The organism is Mucilaginibacter sp. P4_A11 (genome assembly GCF_056402535.1).
The window spans coordinates 81,826-96,545 of record NZ_JBFUHE010000004.1 but is presented as its reverse complement, the minus strand read 5'-3'; the positions used below and the strand labels follow the sequence as shown (position 1 = coordinate 96,545).

Here is a 14,720-nt window from a genome sequence, read left to right as displayed (position 1 = left end):
GGGAGGCGGCTTTGCAGGTTCGCCCTGTATAGTTCGCGATTGCTTCGTGCCTCGCAATGACGGGTGGGATAGGGCGGCTTTTCGGCTTCGCCCTGTACAGTTCGCGATTGCTTCGTGCCTCGCAATGACGGGGTGGTTACAGCAATGACGGGGTGGAGAACAAAAAAAACGCCCTCCGGCTAACCGAAGGGCGTTTTTATATGATCTGATAAAATCAGCAATTATAATTTGCCAAGTTCCTGAACAAGGTCGATCAGTTTGTTTGAGTAACCCCACTCGTTATCGTACCAAGATACAACTTTAACAAAGTTTTCATTCAGGCCGATACCTGCTTTAGCATCAAAAATTGATGTACGTGCATCGCCTTTAAAGTCTTCAGATACAACTTCGTCTTCAGTGTAACCAAGGATACCTTTTAATTCGCCTTCTGATGCTGCTTTCATAGCTGCTTTGATGGCTTCGTATGATGCACCTTTTTTCAAACGTACAGTTAAGTCAACTACAGATACGTCGGCAACTGGTACACGTAATGACATGCCTGTTAATTTACCTTTTAACTGAGGTAAAACTAAACCAACCGCTTTAGCAGCACCTGTTGATGAAGGGATGATGTTTTGGTAAGCACCACGACCACCTCTCCAATCTTTTGCAGATGGGCCGTCAACTGTTTTTTGAGTTGCAGTAACAGCGTGAACAGTAGTCATCAAACCTTCTTCGATACCAAAGTTATCATCCAATACTTTAGCGATAGGAGCTAAACAGTTGGTGGTGCATGAAGCGTTTGAAACGATGTTTTGATCGGCTTTCAATTCTTTGTGGTTAACACCCATTACAAATGTAGGGGTATCATCTTTTGCAGGGGCGCTCATTACTACTTTTTTAGCACCGGCGTCGATGTGTTTTTGAGCAGTTTCCTGAGTTAAGAACAAACCGGTTGATTCAATTACAACCTCAGCACCTACTTCGTTCCATTTAAGGTTAGCAGGGTCTTTTTCGGCAGTAACGCGGATGGTTTTACCGTTAACAACCAAATGACCGCCTTCAACAGCAATAGTACCTTTGAACTGACCATGGGTTGAATCGTATTTTAACATGTAAGCCATGTAATCTGGCTCAACAAGGTCATTAATACCAACAACTTCAATGTCTGGTCTTTCAATTGCAGCCCTGAATGCCAGGCGGCCAATACGGCCGAAACCGTTAATTCCTATTTTCATGATTTTTTAATTTTTACTTGAATAGTAGGTTAATAAATTATTTATGGGTTCTTTAATTATGTTAGTGATTTGCAGATCAGCTTCGGCGGCAGCTTCATACAAGTGTTCCTGAAAATTAAAAGCAACAGAGCCTGCAAAGTGCACAGACGTACCCGGGTGTTGCTGATATAAAGGTAACAAATATGTGGAAATTAGCTTGCTAAATCCTTTTTTTATGACGTTTTGCAGATGATGATCGTTCTTGTTATCGAGGTAAAAATCGGTAAAAGAGCTTAAAAATAGAGCCGGTTGTTTTTGCCTGTAAACCTTTTCGAGCAGGTTTTTACGGTCGGCATCATATTTATGAATAAACTTTTTACGGATAGTAGGGGGCAGGGTATCGTTCATGAAACCTTTAATGAGCTGCCTGCCCAGCCAGTTGCCCGAGCCTTCATCGGCCAGGATGTAACCTAAACCGTAATTGTTGGGCCAAACACGTTTACCGTCATACCAGGCAGCATTGGTGCCGCTGCCGCAAATGCTTACTATACCGGGTTCATTTTTGCAGCAGGCTATGGCAGCGCCGGCAATATCATGCTCAACTGTAACCCTGCCAAACTTAAAAAACGATGAAAGTGCATTATGCACAAGTTGCCTACGCTCGTCTGACGAGGCACCAGCACCGAAGAAATAAATGCGTTTTATTTCTTCGGCGTGGTGGATGAGGTTAATATTTTTATTGAGGAGCTGGGTGATATGCTTTTCGTCGTTAAAATAGGGATTAATGCCATTGGTTTTAAAGGAAGCAACAGTTCTTCCCTTATCAGTGAGCCTCCAATGTGCAAAGTACGATCCGCTATAAACAACTGCAATCATTAATAATCTATATCGATAATATATCCATCATTTGTAAAAGATCTTCTTCAAGCTTAAACTCATGATGGTTAAGTGCTGCTTCAAGGTCTGTTAACAAAATATGATTGGCTTGCAAACCTACCATTTTTTGCGACTCGCCGGCAACTAAAGCGTTAACTGCTGCAAAACCAAGCCTGCTGCCCAAAATACGGTCAAAGCTTGATGGTGCACCGCCCCGTTGCAAGTGGCCTAAGATAGTAACTTTTATGTCGTAATTTTTAACTTCCTGTTGTACAGCCTTTGCCACGTCATAAACACCGCCATTTTTATCGCCTTCGGCAACAATTACAATGCTCGATGATTTTTTGTTCATATGGCCTTCTTTCAAATTGGCAATAAGATCGGTAATAGCTGTAGCACGCTCAGGCAGTAAAATAGCCTCGGCACCGCATGAAATACCGGCACGTAAAGCGATAGCGCCCGAATCGCGGCCCATTACCTCAATAAAGAAAAGGCGGTCGTGCGCATCGGCAGTATCCCGAATTTTATCAATAGCCTGGATAACTGTATTGGTAGCGGTATCAAAGCCCAGGGTATAGGTTGAGCCGCAAAGGTCATTATCAATGGTACCCGGTACGCCCATTACGGCAATGTCGGGATATTTGCGCGAAAAGCGGAGGGCGCCTGTAAAAGTACCATCGCCGCCAATAACTACCAGGGCATCAATGCCACGGGCTTTAGCGTGTTGGTAAGCTTGCTCCATGCCTTCGTCTGTTTTAAACGGAAGGCAGCGTGCGGTTTTTAAAATGGTGCCGCCCAGGTTAAGGATATTACTTACCGAGCGTCGGTCCATCTCGTACATGTCGTTGTCGATAAGGCCCTTATAACCTTGCCTTATACCTACAACTTCCAGTCCGTTGTATAGTGCGGTCCTAACAACTGCACGTATACAGGGGTTCATTCCGGGGGCATCACCACCTGAAGTTAAAACCCCGATCTTTGATATTTTACGCATCTTTCGCTCCTTAATTTTACGCTACGAAGATAGTGTGTGTAGATTACACCATTAAATTTTATTTATTTTTTTTTGGATTAGGAATTAAGGCTATATCTTTAAACTTATTAACTAAATCTCACTAATAGTTTGGAACTAATGTTACCCAAGTTTGATTCCGTATTCTCAATAGATTGCGTGATATTCGGCTTTGAAGCCGGCGAGCTTAAAATTTTGCTTATTGAGCGAAACGAGGAGCCGTACAAAGACTGGCTGGCGCTGCCCGGCTATATTGTTGAGCAGGACGAAAGTATTGACGATGCCGCCGAGCGGATCTTATATGAGCTTACAGGCTTGAGGGATATGCACATGCAACAGTTCCATACCTTCGGCGAGGTGAACCGTCACCCGCAGGGCCGTGTAATTACGGTGGCTTACTACGCGCTGATCAGGATAAACGGGCAAAAGGAGTTACGCCCGATAACACAGTACGCTAAAAAAGCGTTCTGGCACCCGGTGAGCGAACTACCCAAACTTGCCTTTGACCACACTGAGATTTTCAAAACAGGATTCAATAAAATAAAACGCCGACTGCATTACCAGCCGATAGCGTTTGAACTATTGCCCGAAAAATTTACGCTTACACAGCTGCAGTCGCTTTACGAGGCTGTTTTAGATAAGAAACTGGATAAGCGCAACTTCCGCAAAAAGATGCTCAGCTACGGCTTTTTAAAGGAGCTGGACGAGAAGCAGAAAGGTGTATCATACCGCGCCGCCAAGCTTTACAAGTTTGATAAGCGTAAGTACGGTAAGATTTTTCAGGGAGAGATGAACCTGGTGTAGCTTTTAGAGAGCCAAGAAGTCAAGATTCAAGAATTTGGATATAAGAAAGGGCTGGAAGATTTTCCGGCCTTTTTCTTTTTTACATCTTCTTCACCACGTCATTGCGAGGTACGAAGCAATCCCCGACTTACAGAGGGGTTATGCAGATCTCCCTTTACAGTTCGCGATTGCTTCGTGCCTCGCAATGACGGGGGAGAGGGGACGTGCTTCTATTTAATCCATGTCCACATTTGTCTGAAGAGGTAGTGATACGGGTATACGGACGGACGGAAACATTCACCATCCACGTCAATGCTGTGTAGAACAAAGTAACCCTTATTCATCATCACGTCATTGCGAGGTACGAAGCAATCCCCTACTTACAGAGGGGCTATGCTGATGACCCTGTACAGTTCGCGATTGCTTTGTGCCTCGCAATGACGGGGGAGAGAGCGTCCATGCAAATCTCCCTGTACAGTTCGCGATTGCTTCGTGCCTCGCAATGACGGGGGAGAGAGCGTCCATGCAAATCTCCCTGTACAGTTCGCGATTGCTTCGTGCCTCGCAATGACGGGGTGGTGAGGATGTTGTGAAAAAGAAAAGGGCCGGAAAATCTTCCAGCCCTTTATTTATCTTAAAATCTTAACTTCTTAGGTCTTGATTCTTGACGTCTTGACTCTCTCTTTAATTACAAAGAAGAAGGTGCTAATTCCAAATGGTATTTCACCAGGTTATCTATAGGTGAACGGATGATGTTGCCAACAACCATACCATTTTCGGTAACTACTTCTTCAAGCACGTTACGGAAGTTATAACCTACCGAACCAATACAGTTGAAAGTATATTTTTGATAATCAGGGTAGTGGGTTACCAGGTTACGGAAGAAATCTTCGAACGAGGTACGTACCAGGTTACGTGAGTATTCGATGTGTACGTTGTTATCGTAAACAAATTTGCTGAAGCTTGCGCAAAAACGGTTTGCACGTGGCTGAGTGTAAACCTGCTCGTTGATATCATCAGGAGTAAGTTTGTAAGTTTCCCAGAAAAGGGCACGTACAGGCTCAGGCATGTATCCGCGCAGGTAATCAGTTAACAGTTTTTTGCCGATGTAGCAACCGCTGCCTTCGTCACCAAGGATGTAAGCACCTGAGTCGATATTATGTACAACTTCTTTACCATCATAAATGCAGGTGTTGGTTCCGGTACCTAATATGGCTGCAAAACCTTCGGTGTTGCCAAGCAAAGCACGGGCAGCAGCCAACAGGTCATGACCAATGTTAACCTTTGCGCCAACGAAAACCACTTTCATAGCTTCCTCAACAATCTTGCGCATTTCGGGGGTTGAACAACCTGCACCGTAATAATTTACCTCGGTGATCAGGTTTTTTTCAAGATCGGTAGGCAGGCTTTCGTTCAGTGATTGTATAATATACTCTGTACTTGAAAAGTATGGGTTATAACCCTCGGTATTAAAGTAAACTTTTTTTCCCTCTTCGGTAACCAGGCACCAATTTGTTTTGGTTGAGCCACCGTCAGCAATTATGATCATAAATTTTTGTTTTTTTAAAAATCGGTTAAAAGTAGGATTTACTTATTGTAAAAAAAACACTTAGTATTTTAAAAATTGAAAATTGCAATTTTTACTTAAATTACAGCTACTTTTTTGTATAAATTAAATTTTTAATGGCGCTTTCGTGCCGATATTATCAACAATTAATCAGGTCAACTATACTTTTTTTTAAATGTAAAGTTTACAGATAAGCACTGCACCCTACAACTTAAAAACAGAGTAATTTACAATTGTACGTAATGTTACCATATTTAGCAAAATATTGGCTTTATTTAATGCTAAAACGTGACTTTTACTACATAAACGACAACGAATTGCCCGGATGGATGTGCGTAGCTTTAACGCCGGGTACGTTTTGCTTCAGCCAGCCTATCATAAACTCCGAGCCCGGTTCTTCGCTGGCAATGTGGCCCAATACAATTAACGATAGTTTATCGCCCTTGGCCTGGGCATCTCTTACGTATTCGGCAGTTTCCCATTCTGATATTTCACCGCAGATCAATACGTCGGGTTTCCTGGTGCTCATTTCGCTGATCTGCCTTTTACCACCGGCGGCGCCCGGCAGCAATAATACCTTCTGGCAGCTTTGAGCTGGGTTGCCTATGTAGCGCAGCTTTTCAATTTTCAGTTTCTTTTTCAGCGTTTCGATAAGGGAGCTTAAGGAGGTAGAAGGAATACTTAGCAGGTTGCCTGTTTCGGGCTTATAATAGCTAACCCAGTCGAGTTGCTTTAATAAACCTATGCCAACGCCATCGGGCTTAAGGCTGTGTATGGTATCATGATTACGCCAAACGGCTATGTTATGCTTATCCAACAATTGTTTTTTATACTGATATACATCGTCGTTTGCCAACCACGTTGTTTCATCGGCATGGTTGTAAAAAGTGGGTTCGTGTGCTATGATGAAATTTGCGCCCAGGCTTATTGCTTTCTCAATTATGCCAATGGTGGCAAACATCGTGGTAACTATCCCGGTAACAACAATATCGCGGTTTCCCGATTTTAAGGTATCCACCGTATTTGGGAACGGAGCACCCGGCACCTGTTTCATAAACAAATCGATGATTTGCCCTACGGTGATGTTTTCATCGGGTTTAGCAAGGGTAAGGGCATCGGCAGCAAATGGAGTTGACAACAATGCGGCAGCACCTGCCATAGCACCTAACTGACCGATAAATTTACGACGATCGGGATTGTGGTTAGTGGGAGAGAGGTTTGGATTCATGGTAATGATTGGGTTTGGTCAAAGATAACACAGCACAAGTTAATTTAGAGATTTGTAATAATTGTGTGACGTATTTATATCTTCGCATAAATTTTCAAATCCCTAATCCGTGCAAAAACTTGCTAAGCTTATCAGCAACAAACCCTTTGTTTATTCTTTATGGTTTGGTTTAAGTTTATTTTTGGTAATTAAAGGTGTATTGGCCCATCAGGGGTTTAACAACTATACCATATTTAAGTACAACTTTTTAAATACTATTCATCAGCATAACCTGTATGCTTATCAGCCTGAGCATTATTATGATCTGAACCATTACGGGCCGATATTTTCGATAATCATGGCGCCCTTTGCCATATTGCCTGATAGCATCGGTGTTATTTTATGGGTGCTGTTTAATGCATTTATCCTGTTTAAAGCCATCCAGCTTTTACCGCTGAAAAAGGATCAGTATGTTATTGTATTATTGTTGTGTGCCCATGAGCTGATGACGGCATCTGCCAATGTGCAAAGTAACCCAATGATAGCTGCGCTGATCATATTAGGCTTTAATTTTATAAAACGAGAACAGGATTTCTGGGCCGCACTCATGATAGCCCTTGGTGCATTTATAAAGCTGTATGGTATTGTTGGGCTGGCCTTCTTTTTCTTTTCGGCAAACAAACCCAAATTTGTTTTGAGCTTTATATTTTGGTCGGCAGTGTTGTTTGTTTTGCCGATGGCTATTTCATCCCCTTCGTTCATCATACAAACTTATCATGATTGGTATGCTGACCTGGTGATGAAAAATTCGGGCAATCAACATTCAGTAATGCAGGAAATTTGCGTTACAGGTTTTATCCGGAGAATTTCCCATTATGATGACCTCAAAAATATGTATGTAATAGGGCCGGCATTGGTGCTGTTTGCCCTATCATACCTGCGTATAGGAGCTTATAAAATTGTACAATATCAACGGTTGATCCTTTCATCGGTATTGATCTTCGCCGTGATCTTCAGTAGCTCGGCCGAGTCATCAACCTATATTATCGCTTTTGTTGGGGTAGCCGTTTGGTTTATGAATTTGAACCGACCGGTAACCGGTTTCGAAATTTTTCTGTTGGTTTTGGCGCTGTTAATAACCAGTCTTTCACCTTCAGACCTTTTTCCATCTTACATCCGCACACAGTATATTGTTCCCTACAAGCTAAAATCGATACCCTGCTTTTTGATCTGGCTTAAAATAATTTACGAAACACTCACCAGGGATTTTGTAAAGGAAAATGAAAGCACGCTGAACCCGGCAACAGTTTAAACGGATCAGGATATAAAATAAACCTTGAATGATTGATTTTTTACTGTAAAACCCGAAAAGTTTGCAGGTTAATAAATAATTATTATTTATTTTTGTAACAGGAAAGTTACGTTTTGGATTTTTTTGTTAAAACTGACCAGGGTAGTTACGTTTTGTAGCAATTTATCGTAAAGTCATTTTAGAGTACCTAAAAGTTCATTCAAATATAAACTTTTAATATTAATACCGCCTGTTACAATTAAAATTTCCATAGTATAACTATGACATACCCTGTCGATAAAAAAATTTCTATTGTTATACCCTCTCATAATGAGGAAAAAAACATTGGTTATTTAATTGAGCAACTTCGTGAAACACTTTCGCCCACGGGCTATGCCTATGAGCTGATTTTTGTTGACGATGGGAGCCGTGATAATACCCTGAACGAATTAAAGATCAATGCCGAGCTGCATCCTAATGTTTTTTATGTAGAGCTTTCGCGCAACTTTGGTAAAGACTATGCCCTTAAAGCCGGTATTGCTATGGCCCATGGCAATGCAGTTATAACCATGGATGCAGATTTGCAGCACCCGCCCCAACTGATCCTGAAGATGTTAAAGCTTTGGGAAAATGGCTATGATATTGTTTACACCTATCGGGAAGGTGAAAACCCGCATGGTAAAGGCTATCAAAAAGTTACTTCAAAGCTGTTTTATAAGGGCCTTAACATGTTATCAGATATCAAGATGGAAAACGGTACTGCCGATTTCAGGCTGATTGATGAGAAGGTAGTGAAACAGCTTAAGCTTATTGACGAATACGAGATCTTTTTCAGAGGGATAATTAAATGGGCCGGCTATAAGCAGGTTGGTATCCCTTATGTGCCATCAAAGCGGCATACCGGCGAGGCAAGCTATTCCTTTCCAAAATTGGTTAAACTTGCTGTAGGCAGTATTGTGGCGTTCAGCGCCAGGCCATTATATATTGTTTCGTTGATAGGCTTGTTCTTTTCAACGCTGGCTATTCTGTATATTCCTTACGTGCTGGTTAGTTACTTTTTAGGGTATGCGGTGTCGGGCTGGGCTTCCATTATTGCTACCATAGCTTTTTTTGGCGGTTTACAGTTACTTGTAATGAGTGTTATAGGTGTGTACGTAGGCAAAATATTTATGCAGTCAAAACATCGCCCGCATTATATCATTCGCTCATCAAACGTTGTTATTGTAGATAATGATTTTATTAGGGTTTGATGTTGAGGAGTTTGATATGCCGTTTGAATATGGCAAATCAATAGCTTTTGATGAGCAGCTTGAAATTTCAACAAGGGGTACCAATACTATACTTGGCTTACTGAAGCAGAAAAATATAAAAGTTACTTTTTTTTGTACGGCTAATTATGCCATCAATAAGCCTGATATCATCAAACAGATGGTAGCCGAAGGGCATGAAGTAGCATCGCACGGGTATTACCATTCCGACTTTAAAGTTGAGCATTTAAGACAGTCAAAGCTTGCACTGGAAGAGATTTCGGGGACTGAAGTAACAGGTTTCCGGATGGCCCGTATGATGCCCGTTGATGAGGCTGAGATAGCGAAAGCTGGTTATGAGTACAACTCGTCTATAAACCCAACATGGCTGCCTGGGAGGTACAATAATTTTAATAAACCACGCAGTTGGTTTTATGACCATGATGTGCTGCAGATCCCTGCCTCGGTTTCGCCACTGATCCGTTTTCCGTTGTTTTGGCTGAGTTTTCATAATCTGCCGCTATCCCTGTTAAAAAGAATGGCTTCGGCAGCACACAAAAAAGATGGCTACCTGAATTTGTATTTTCATCCCTGGGAATTTACCGATCTGCATGATAAAGATAAGTTCGGTTTCCCCGGCTATGTTTCAAAAAACTCCGGCGAAGCTTTTGCCGCGCGAATAGCTGATTTCATTGATTGGGCAACGGACAACTGTTACACCTTTGAACGGACGGACGCCTTTTGTAGCAAGATTAAAAATAAAAGCAAGCTTACCCTGGTTTTATAGTAACAGGCTGTTAAACAGCTTGTAGTAAATCAATTACCAAATTGATTGTTATTTTCAGCATAATTTTGCATATTTGCACCGCAAAAAATTATACAATATGTCATGGGTTCGAAACCATGTGTATATTTGTAATAGGATGCGATGGTCCTATAGCTCAGCTGGATAGAGCAACAGATTTCTAATCTGTAGGTCTTTGGTTCGAATCCAAATGGGATCACCTTTCGGGGCAAACAAGAGAAATTCTCGTTTGTCCCGTTTTTGTTTCTATTTAACTCACGGCTAATCAGCTATGTAGACTTAAAAGTATCACTGCGTTTAGCAGTTCGAAACTATAACGTAAGGAAATCTGATAATTATATTTGAAAATGCGTTGCTCCCGATGATCGGTCGGCTATCCCGATATTTCATTATGCCGGCACATGCTTTTCTTGTGTGTGCCGTTTGTTATTGATATATTCTGACGGAGACATGTGGTATTGGTCCTTGAACGATTTGGAAAAGTAATTAGGCGTTGAAAAACCAACGTGGTAAGCGATCTGAGCAACCTTCATGTCGCTTTTCTCCATAAGTTGCACTGCTTTTTCGAGTTTTACAGAGCGAATAAACTCAACGGGAGCTAAGCCTGTAATTTCCAATATTTTTTTATAGAGCGAAACCCTGCTGATGCATAGTTCCCGGCTAAGGGCATCTACTGAAAGCTGCGGGTCTGTAAGATTTTTTTCGATGTATAAAACAACAGATTTCAAAAATCTTTCGTCCTCCGACTCTATTTCTATTTCATCCAACGTAATTTTCAATAACCGCGAGTAGGTAGTTTTAAGTTTTTCATTCAATGAAAGAAGGTTCCTTATTTTTACCAGTAGTACTGCAAAATTAAAAGGCTTGGTAATAAAGTCATTGGCTTCCGACTCGAGCCCCCTGAGTTCGTCAACTTCGGCATTGGAAGCGGTCAGCAGTATTAACGGGATATGCAAGGTCCTCGTATCGCTTTTCAATTTTTTACTCAACGCCACCCCGTCCATCACCGGCATGTTAACATCGGAAATGATCATGTCCGGATGCAGGGAAAGTGCTTGTTGCCAGCCCTCTCTTCCATTGGCAGCTTCGGCAATTCGGTATTCTGATTTGAGATTGTCTTTCAGGAAAAAACGAAAATCCGGATCATCCTCGACGATAAGTAGCAATGATTGTTCTGAAACCGGCGTTACTGTATTTTCACCAGGATTGAATGAATTCACCTCCGCTTTTTCGGCCTGGACCATGTTTGTTACCACACTTAGAGGAATATCGAAACTAAATGTACTCCCAAGGCCGGTGATACTGTCGACCCCGAGTGTGCCACCGTGCATCCGTACAAACTCCTTCGCAATAGAAAGTCCAATGCCTGAACCCTGGTTAAGGATTGCCGGGTTGCCGTCTGTTTGGTAAAACCTATTGAAAATAAGGGGCAATTCATTGGTGTTTATGCCAATCCCGGTGTCTTCCACCTGGCAATTGAGAAGTACTTTGTCATCTGAAAGCTGTTTAAAGTTAAATTGTAATTCAATGCGGCCGCCTGTCTGTGTGAATTTGAATGCATTCGACAAAAGATTAAAAAGAACTCGTTCCAACTTGTTAGCATCGAAAAGAACATTAGGGGAGGTTTTGGATTTGCATATGATGTAATTAATGTTTTTCTGTTCAGCCAATTGAATAAATGATCCGGCAATGTCGGCAATAAACGCATTGATATCACCCGGGCCGAGTGTTAATGTCAGCTCCTCCTTTTCAAGTTTCCTGAAGTCAAGCAGATGATTGACAAGATTCAGAAGGCGTTGGCCATTTCTTTTAACGAGCTCGAGCTGCAATTTAATTTCGTGGGAGAAATCTCCTGATAGCAGCTTCTCGACCGGCCCCGTGATCAACGAAATCGGCGTTCGGAACTCGTGACTGAGGTTAGTGAGGAATTTTATTTTCATCTGGTCAAGCTTGCGTTCGTTTTCTGCATTTGAGCGTTCCTGTTCGATTAGCTGACGTGCCTGTTGCCGTTCCTGCTCGATGAGAAATTGGGCCTTAAGTTTACGTATGCCTTTGTATCTGGCATACATGATGACGCCGGCAACTATAGCGGTATAAAGAAGAAAAGCAAATGGTGTAAGCCAAAAAGGGGGCATAACTGTTATTGTTATAGTTTTCGCTTTTTCGTTCCATATACCATCATTATTGCTTGCCCTAACATGGAAAATATATTCACCCGGGCTAAGGTTTGTATAGGAGGCCTGGTGATCTTTACCAGCCCTGATCCATTCTTTGTCAAACCCCTCCAGCTTGTATTCGTATTGATTTTGCGAAGGATTCGTATAATTTAAAGCGACAAATCCGATGGCGAAATTCTGCCGGTAATTGAGATGGATCTTGCTCGCGTGCAAAATCGGTTCCGTAATCACACCATCTTCAGCAGGTGTGATCTTTTTATTGTCAACCACTAAGTCGATCAATGCGATCTCGGGTTTACGCATATTTTTTTTAATTTCCGAAGGGGAAAAGTAATTTATACCGTTTTGTCCGCCAAAATAAATTTCTCCGTTTGACAGGGAAATGCCGGAACCAAGTACGAAAGGGCTGCTTTGCAAGCCGTTTTGCGCATTATAGTTTGTGATCCCAAAGGTTCGTTTGTCCAGGCTACTCAATCCTCTGTTCGTACTTGCCCAGATTTTGCCCTGTTTATCCTCCAGTATTTTGTGTATCACGTCGTTAGCAAGGCCATCTTTTTCTGAAAATGTACGGAATTTACCATTCCTGGCGTCAAAAAGGCTGATGCCGCCCCCATTGGTGCCTACCCATAGCTGCCCATTGGTATCACTAAAAATTGTGAGAACATAATTGTTGGGAAGATAGCTGTTTCCTTTATTGTAAAATCGGAAGCGCTGTTTAACCGGATCAAATACTGAAATACCTGCGCCAAATGTACCAATCCATATGCAGCCGGATTTATCTTCCTCAATGGCACGGATGACATTATTGGAAGGATACAATGGATCTTCAGTTTTACTGAAAGAATTGACAAAAAGCCGCATCTTGTGCGAACTTCTGTCAAGCATATTAATACCCCCGCCATCTGTCCCAATCCAAACGTTCCCCGCACGGTCAACCTTTGTACAAAATATATTATTGGAGTTCAGCCCCAACGGCCCTTTTTCCTTGACATATTGACGATAACTACCCGTTTTTCGGTCATAGGCAAAAAGGCCGTCAAAATAGGTAGATATCCACAAAATGCCCTCGCTTGTCATTTCAAGACCCATAATGGAGAGCCTGGGCCGTTCATTTGTTTTAGATGGTGTGATCTGGATATGATCGAACCGGCCCGACCGCGGATGGAATAAATCTAATCCCCCGCCATCTGTTCCTACATAAAGATTATCAATGTCGCTTTCTGCAAATGATGTAACCACTGCGGCGCTAAGTCCTTGATGGTCAAAAGTATTGCGCTGTTTATGATTAAAATGCGTAAAGTTGCGGTCGAATTTATTTAACCCGCCCTGGTAGGTTCCCAGCCAGCAGATGCCGTGATTGTCAAAATAAACCGCCCTGATGGACTCACTGCTTAATCCGCCGTTTGTACGTTCGTCGGGGTGATACGTGGAAAACTGATCACGTTTTATGTCCAGTATATTTAACCCGCCGTCCGTACCGATCCACAATTGATTATTCTCGTCGGCTTTTATTGCATGGATATAGTTGTTACTTAGTCCGTTATTATTATTGGTAGTCTTTCGGTAATTGCGGAAGTCCTTCAAGTTTGGTAAAAGCATACTCAGACCATCCTGTGTACCAGCCCAGATGTTCCCGTTCCTGTCTTCGGCAATACTCAAAACATTATTGTTAACAAGCGAAGCGGGGTTGTTTTCATGATGCTCAAACCGTGTTGTTTTATTCGTTCGCGGATCGAATAGTAAAAGCCCATCCGAGGTTCCGATCCAGATCCAATCGCGGCGGTCGCGATAGATAGATAGCATAACCTCTGATTGTCGCTGTCCCTTGATCTGTACCTGCCGGATATTTCTGTTTTTGACCTGGACTTTATACAGACCATTGTATGACGCAACCCATAAGTTCCCACGGGTGTCTTCAGTCATGCCGGTGATGGCCTCGCTGATCCGCTGATTCTCCGCTGTAAATTCAAAGTTCTGGAAAGCGTCAGTCCTTCTGTTATAGAGGCTCAGTGCCCCACCGCTGGTACCTATCCATAGCTGGCCCAGCCGATCCTCATAAACTGCGGTAATGTGATTTGCACGCAAGCTTGTTGAATCATCATTCTTATTTCTGTAAACATTAAAATTGGTGCCATCAAACCGGTCAAGCCCATCTTCAGTAGCTATCCAAATGAAACCATATTTGTCCTTAGCGATGTCGAAAATTGTGTTTGATGAAAGTCCATCGCTGACCGTGTGGTTATTAAAATGAACTTTGATCTGTTGGCAAGCGCCTATCGTAGAAAAAAGCATCATCACTATAAGCGCGCATGTGCTAAGATAAATTTGAATATGCGGGCTAAAATATTTCAGGTTACAGGTCATTCTGATAAAATTGGCTCTACGGTAAATTGATAATAGCATAATCGATTTTAATGCCATGATCTTTTCTTAAACGGGCCTGTGATCCTTCTGCGCAGAAGTATGGTCGTTACTAAAATTAAGAATCCCTTACATCAGTAAAAGGACCCTGGCTAATGACGGGGCTGTGGAACCGACGTCTGCCCGGAATTACAATTG

Annotated in this window: 10 protein-coding genes and 1 tRNA gene; 5 read left to right on the top strand and 6 right to left on the bottom strand. The window is 42.3% G+C overall.

The window, feature by feature from the left end; genetic code table 11:
- Positions 1-221: 221 nt before the first annotated feature.
- From gap to pfkA, 3 genes are read right to left on the bottom strand one after another with little or no spacing between them, the layout of a single operon-like run.
- A complete protein-coding gene (gene gap, locus AC1DUD_RS09610) occupies positions 222-1,217 on the bottom strand; it encodes a type I glyceraldehyde-3-phosphate dehydrogenase (protein WP_477374003.1) in 996 nt (331 codons plus the stop codon).
- Between the two features lie 6 nt (positions 1,218-1,223).
- A complete protein-coding gene (locus tag AC1DUD_RS09605; protein WP_477374001.1) occupies positions 1,224-2,072 on the bottom strand; it encodes a hypothetical protein in 849 nt (282 codons plus the stop codon).
- A gap of 7 nt (positions 2,073-2,079) precedes the next feature.
- Positions 2,080-3,066, bottom strand: a complete 987-nt coding sequence (gene pfkA / locus AC1DUD_RS09600) for a 6-phosphofructokinase (RefSeq protein WP_477373999.1) — start codon at positions 3,064-3,066, stop codon at positions 2,080-2,082.
- A 129-nt stretch (positions 3,067-3,195) separates the two neighbouring features.
- Between pfkA and AC1DUD_RS09595 the strand changes: the two genes are divergently transcribed.
- Entirely contained in the window at positions 3,196-3,888 is a 693-nt protein-coding gene (locus tag AC1DUD_RS09595; RefSeq protein ID WP_477373997.1) for an NUDIX hydrolase, read from the top strand.
- A gap of 667 nt (positions 3,889-4,555) precedes the next feature.
- On the opposite strand, the gene AC1DUD_RS09590 is transcribed toward AC1DUD_RS09595, so the two are convergent.
- Both AC1DUD_RS09590 and AC1DUD_RS09585 read right to left on the bottom strand, forming a co-directional pair.
- Entirely contained in the window at positions 4,556-5,416 is an 861-nt protein-coding gene (locus AC1DUD_RS09590) for an N-acetylglucosamine kinase (RefSeq protein ID WP_112652617.1), read from the bottom strand.
- A 316-nt stretch (positions 5,417-5,732) separates the two neighbouring features.
- Entirely contained in the window at positions 5,733-6,662 is a 930-nt protein-coding gene (locus AC1DUD_RS09585) for a Nif3-like dinuclear metal center hexameric protein (RefSeq protein ID WP_477373994.1), read from the bottom strand.
- 109 nt (positions 6,663-6,771) lie between these two features.
- Here AC1DUD_RS09585 and AC1DUD_RS09580 point away from each other — a divergent pair, with 109 nt between their 5' ends.
- The 4 genes from AC1DUD_RS09580 to AC1DUD_RS09565 all read left to right on the top strand — a co-directional run bounded on the left by AC1DUD_RS09580 (position 6,772) and on the right by AC1DUD_RS09565 (position 10,183).
- Entirely contained in the window at positions 6,772-7,953 is a 1,182-nt protein-coding gene (locus AC1DUD_RS09580) for a glycosyltransferase family 87 protein (protein ID WP_477373992.1), read from the top strand.
- Positions 7,954-8,213: 260 nt separating this feature from the next.
- Entirely contained in the window at positions 8,214-9,182 is a 969-nt protein-coding gene (locus AC1DUD_RS09575; RefSeq protein WP_477373990.1) for a glycosyltransferase family 2 protein, read from the top strand.
- The gene (locus tag AC1DUD_RS09570) at positions 9,163-9,966 is read left to right on the top strand and encodes a polysaccharide deacetylase family protein (RefSeq protein ID WP_477373988.1); all 804 of its coding nucleotides are present in this window, start codon (positions 9,163-9,165) and stop codon (positions 9,964-9,966) included. Before AC1DUD_RS09575 ends, AC1DUD_RS09570 begins: the two co-directional genes overlap by 20 nt.
- A gap of 143 nt (positions 9,967-10,109) precedes the next feature.
- Positions 10,110-10,183, top strand: a tRNA-Arg gene (locus AC1DUD_RS09565).
- Positions 10,184-10,373: 190 nt separating this feature from the next.
- Here AC1DUD_RS09565 and AC1DUD_RS09560 read toward each other — a convergent pair.
- Complete coding sequence (locus tag AC1DUD_RS09560; protein ID WP_477373985.1) at positions 10,374-14,525, bottom strand: hybrid sensor histidine kinase/response regulator transcription factor; 4,152 nt, start codon at positions 14,523-14,525, stop codon at positions 10,374-10,376.
- Positions 14,526-14,720: the final 195 nt, after the last annotated feature.

What these genes read in the sequence shown, in the direction of transcription:
- gap (WP_477374003.1), bottom strand. Translation starts at nt 1,217, where the DNA reads ATGAAAATAGGAATTAACGGTTTCGGCCGTATTGGCCGCCTGGCATTC.
- AC1DUD_RS09605 (WP_477374001.1), bottom strand. Translation starts at nt 2,072, where the DNA reads ATGATTGCAGTTGTTTATAGCGGATCGTACTTTGCACATTGGAGGCTC.
- pfkA (WP_477373999.1), bottom strand. Translation starts at nt 3,066, where the DNA reads ATGCGTAAAATATCAAAGATCGGGGTTTTAACTTCAGGTGGTGATGCC.
- AC1DUD_RS09590 (WP_112652617.1), bottom strand. Translation starts at nt 5,416, where the DNA reads ATGATCATAATTGCTGACGGTGGCTCAACCAAAACAAATTGGTGCCTG.
- AC1DUD_RS09585 (WP_477373994.1), bottom strand. Translation starts at nt 6,662, where the DNA reads ATGAATCCAAACCTCTCTCCCACTAACCACAATCCCGATCGTCGTAAA.
- AC1DUD_RS09575 (WP_477373990.1), top strand. Translation starts at nt 8,214, where the DNA reads ATGACATACCCTGTCGATAAAAAAATTTCTATTGTTATACCCTCTCAT.
- AC1DUD_RS09570 (WP_477373988.1), top strand. Translation starts at nt 9,163, where the DNA reads ATGATTTTATTAGGGTTTGATGTTGAGGAGTTTGATATGCCGTTTGAA.
- AC1DUD_RS09560 (WP_477373985.1), bottom strand. Translation starts at nt 14,525, where the DNA reads ATGACCTGTAACCTGAAATATTTTAGCCCGCATATTCAAATTTATCTT.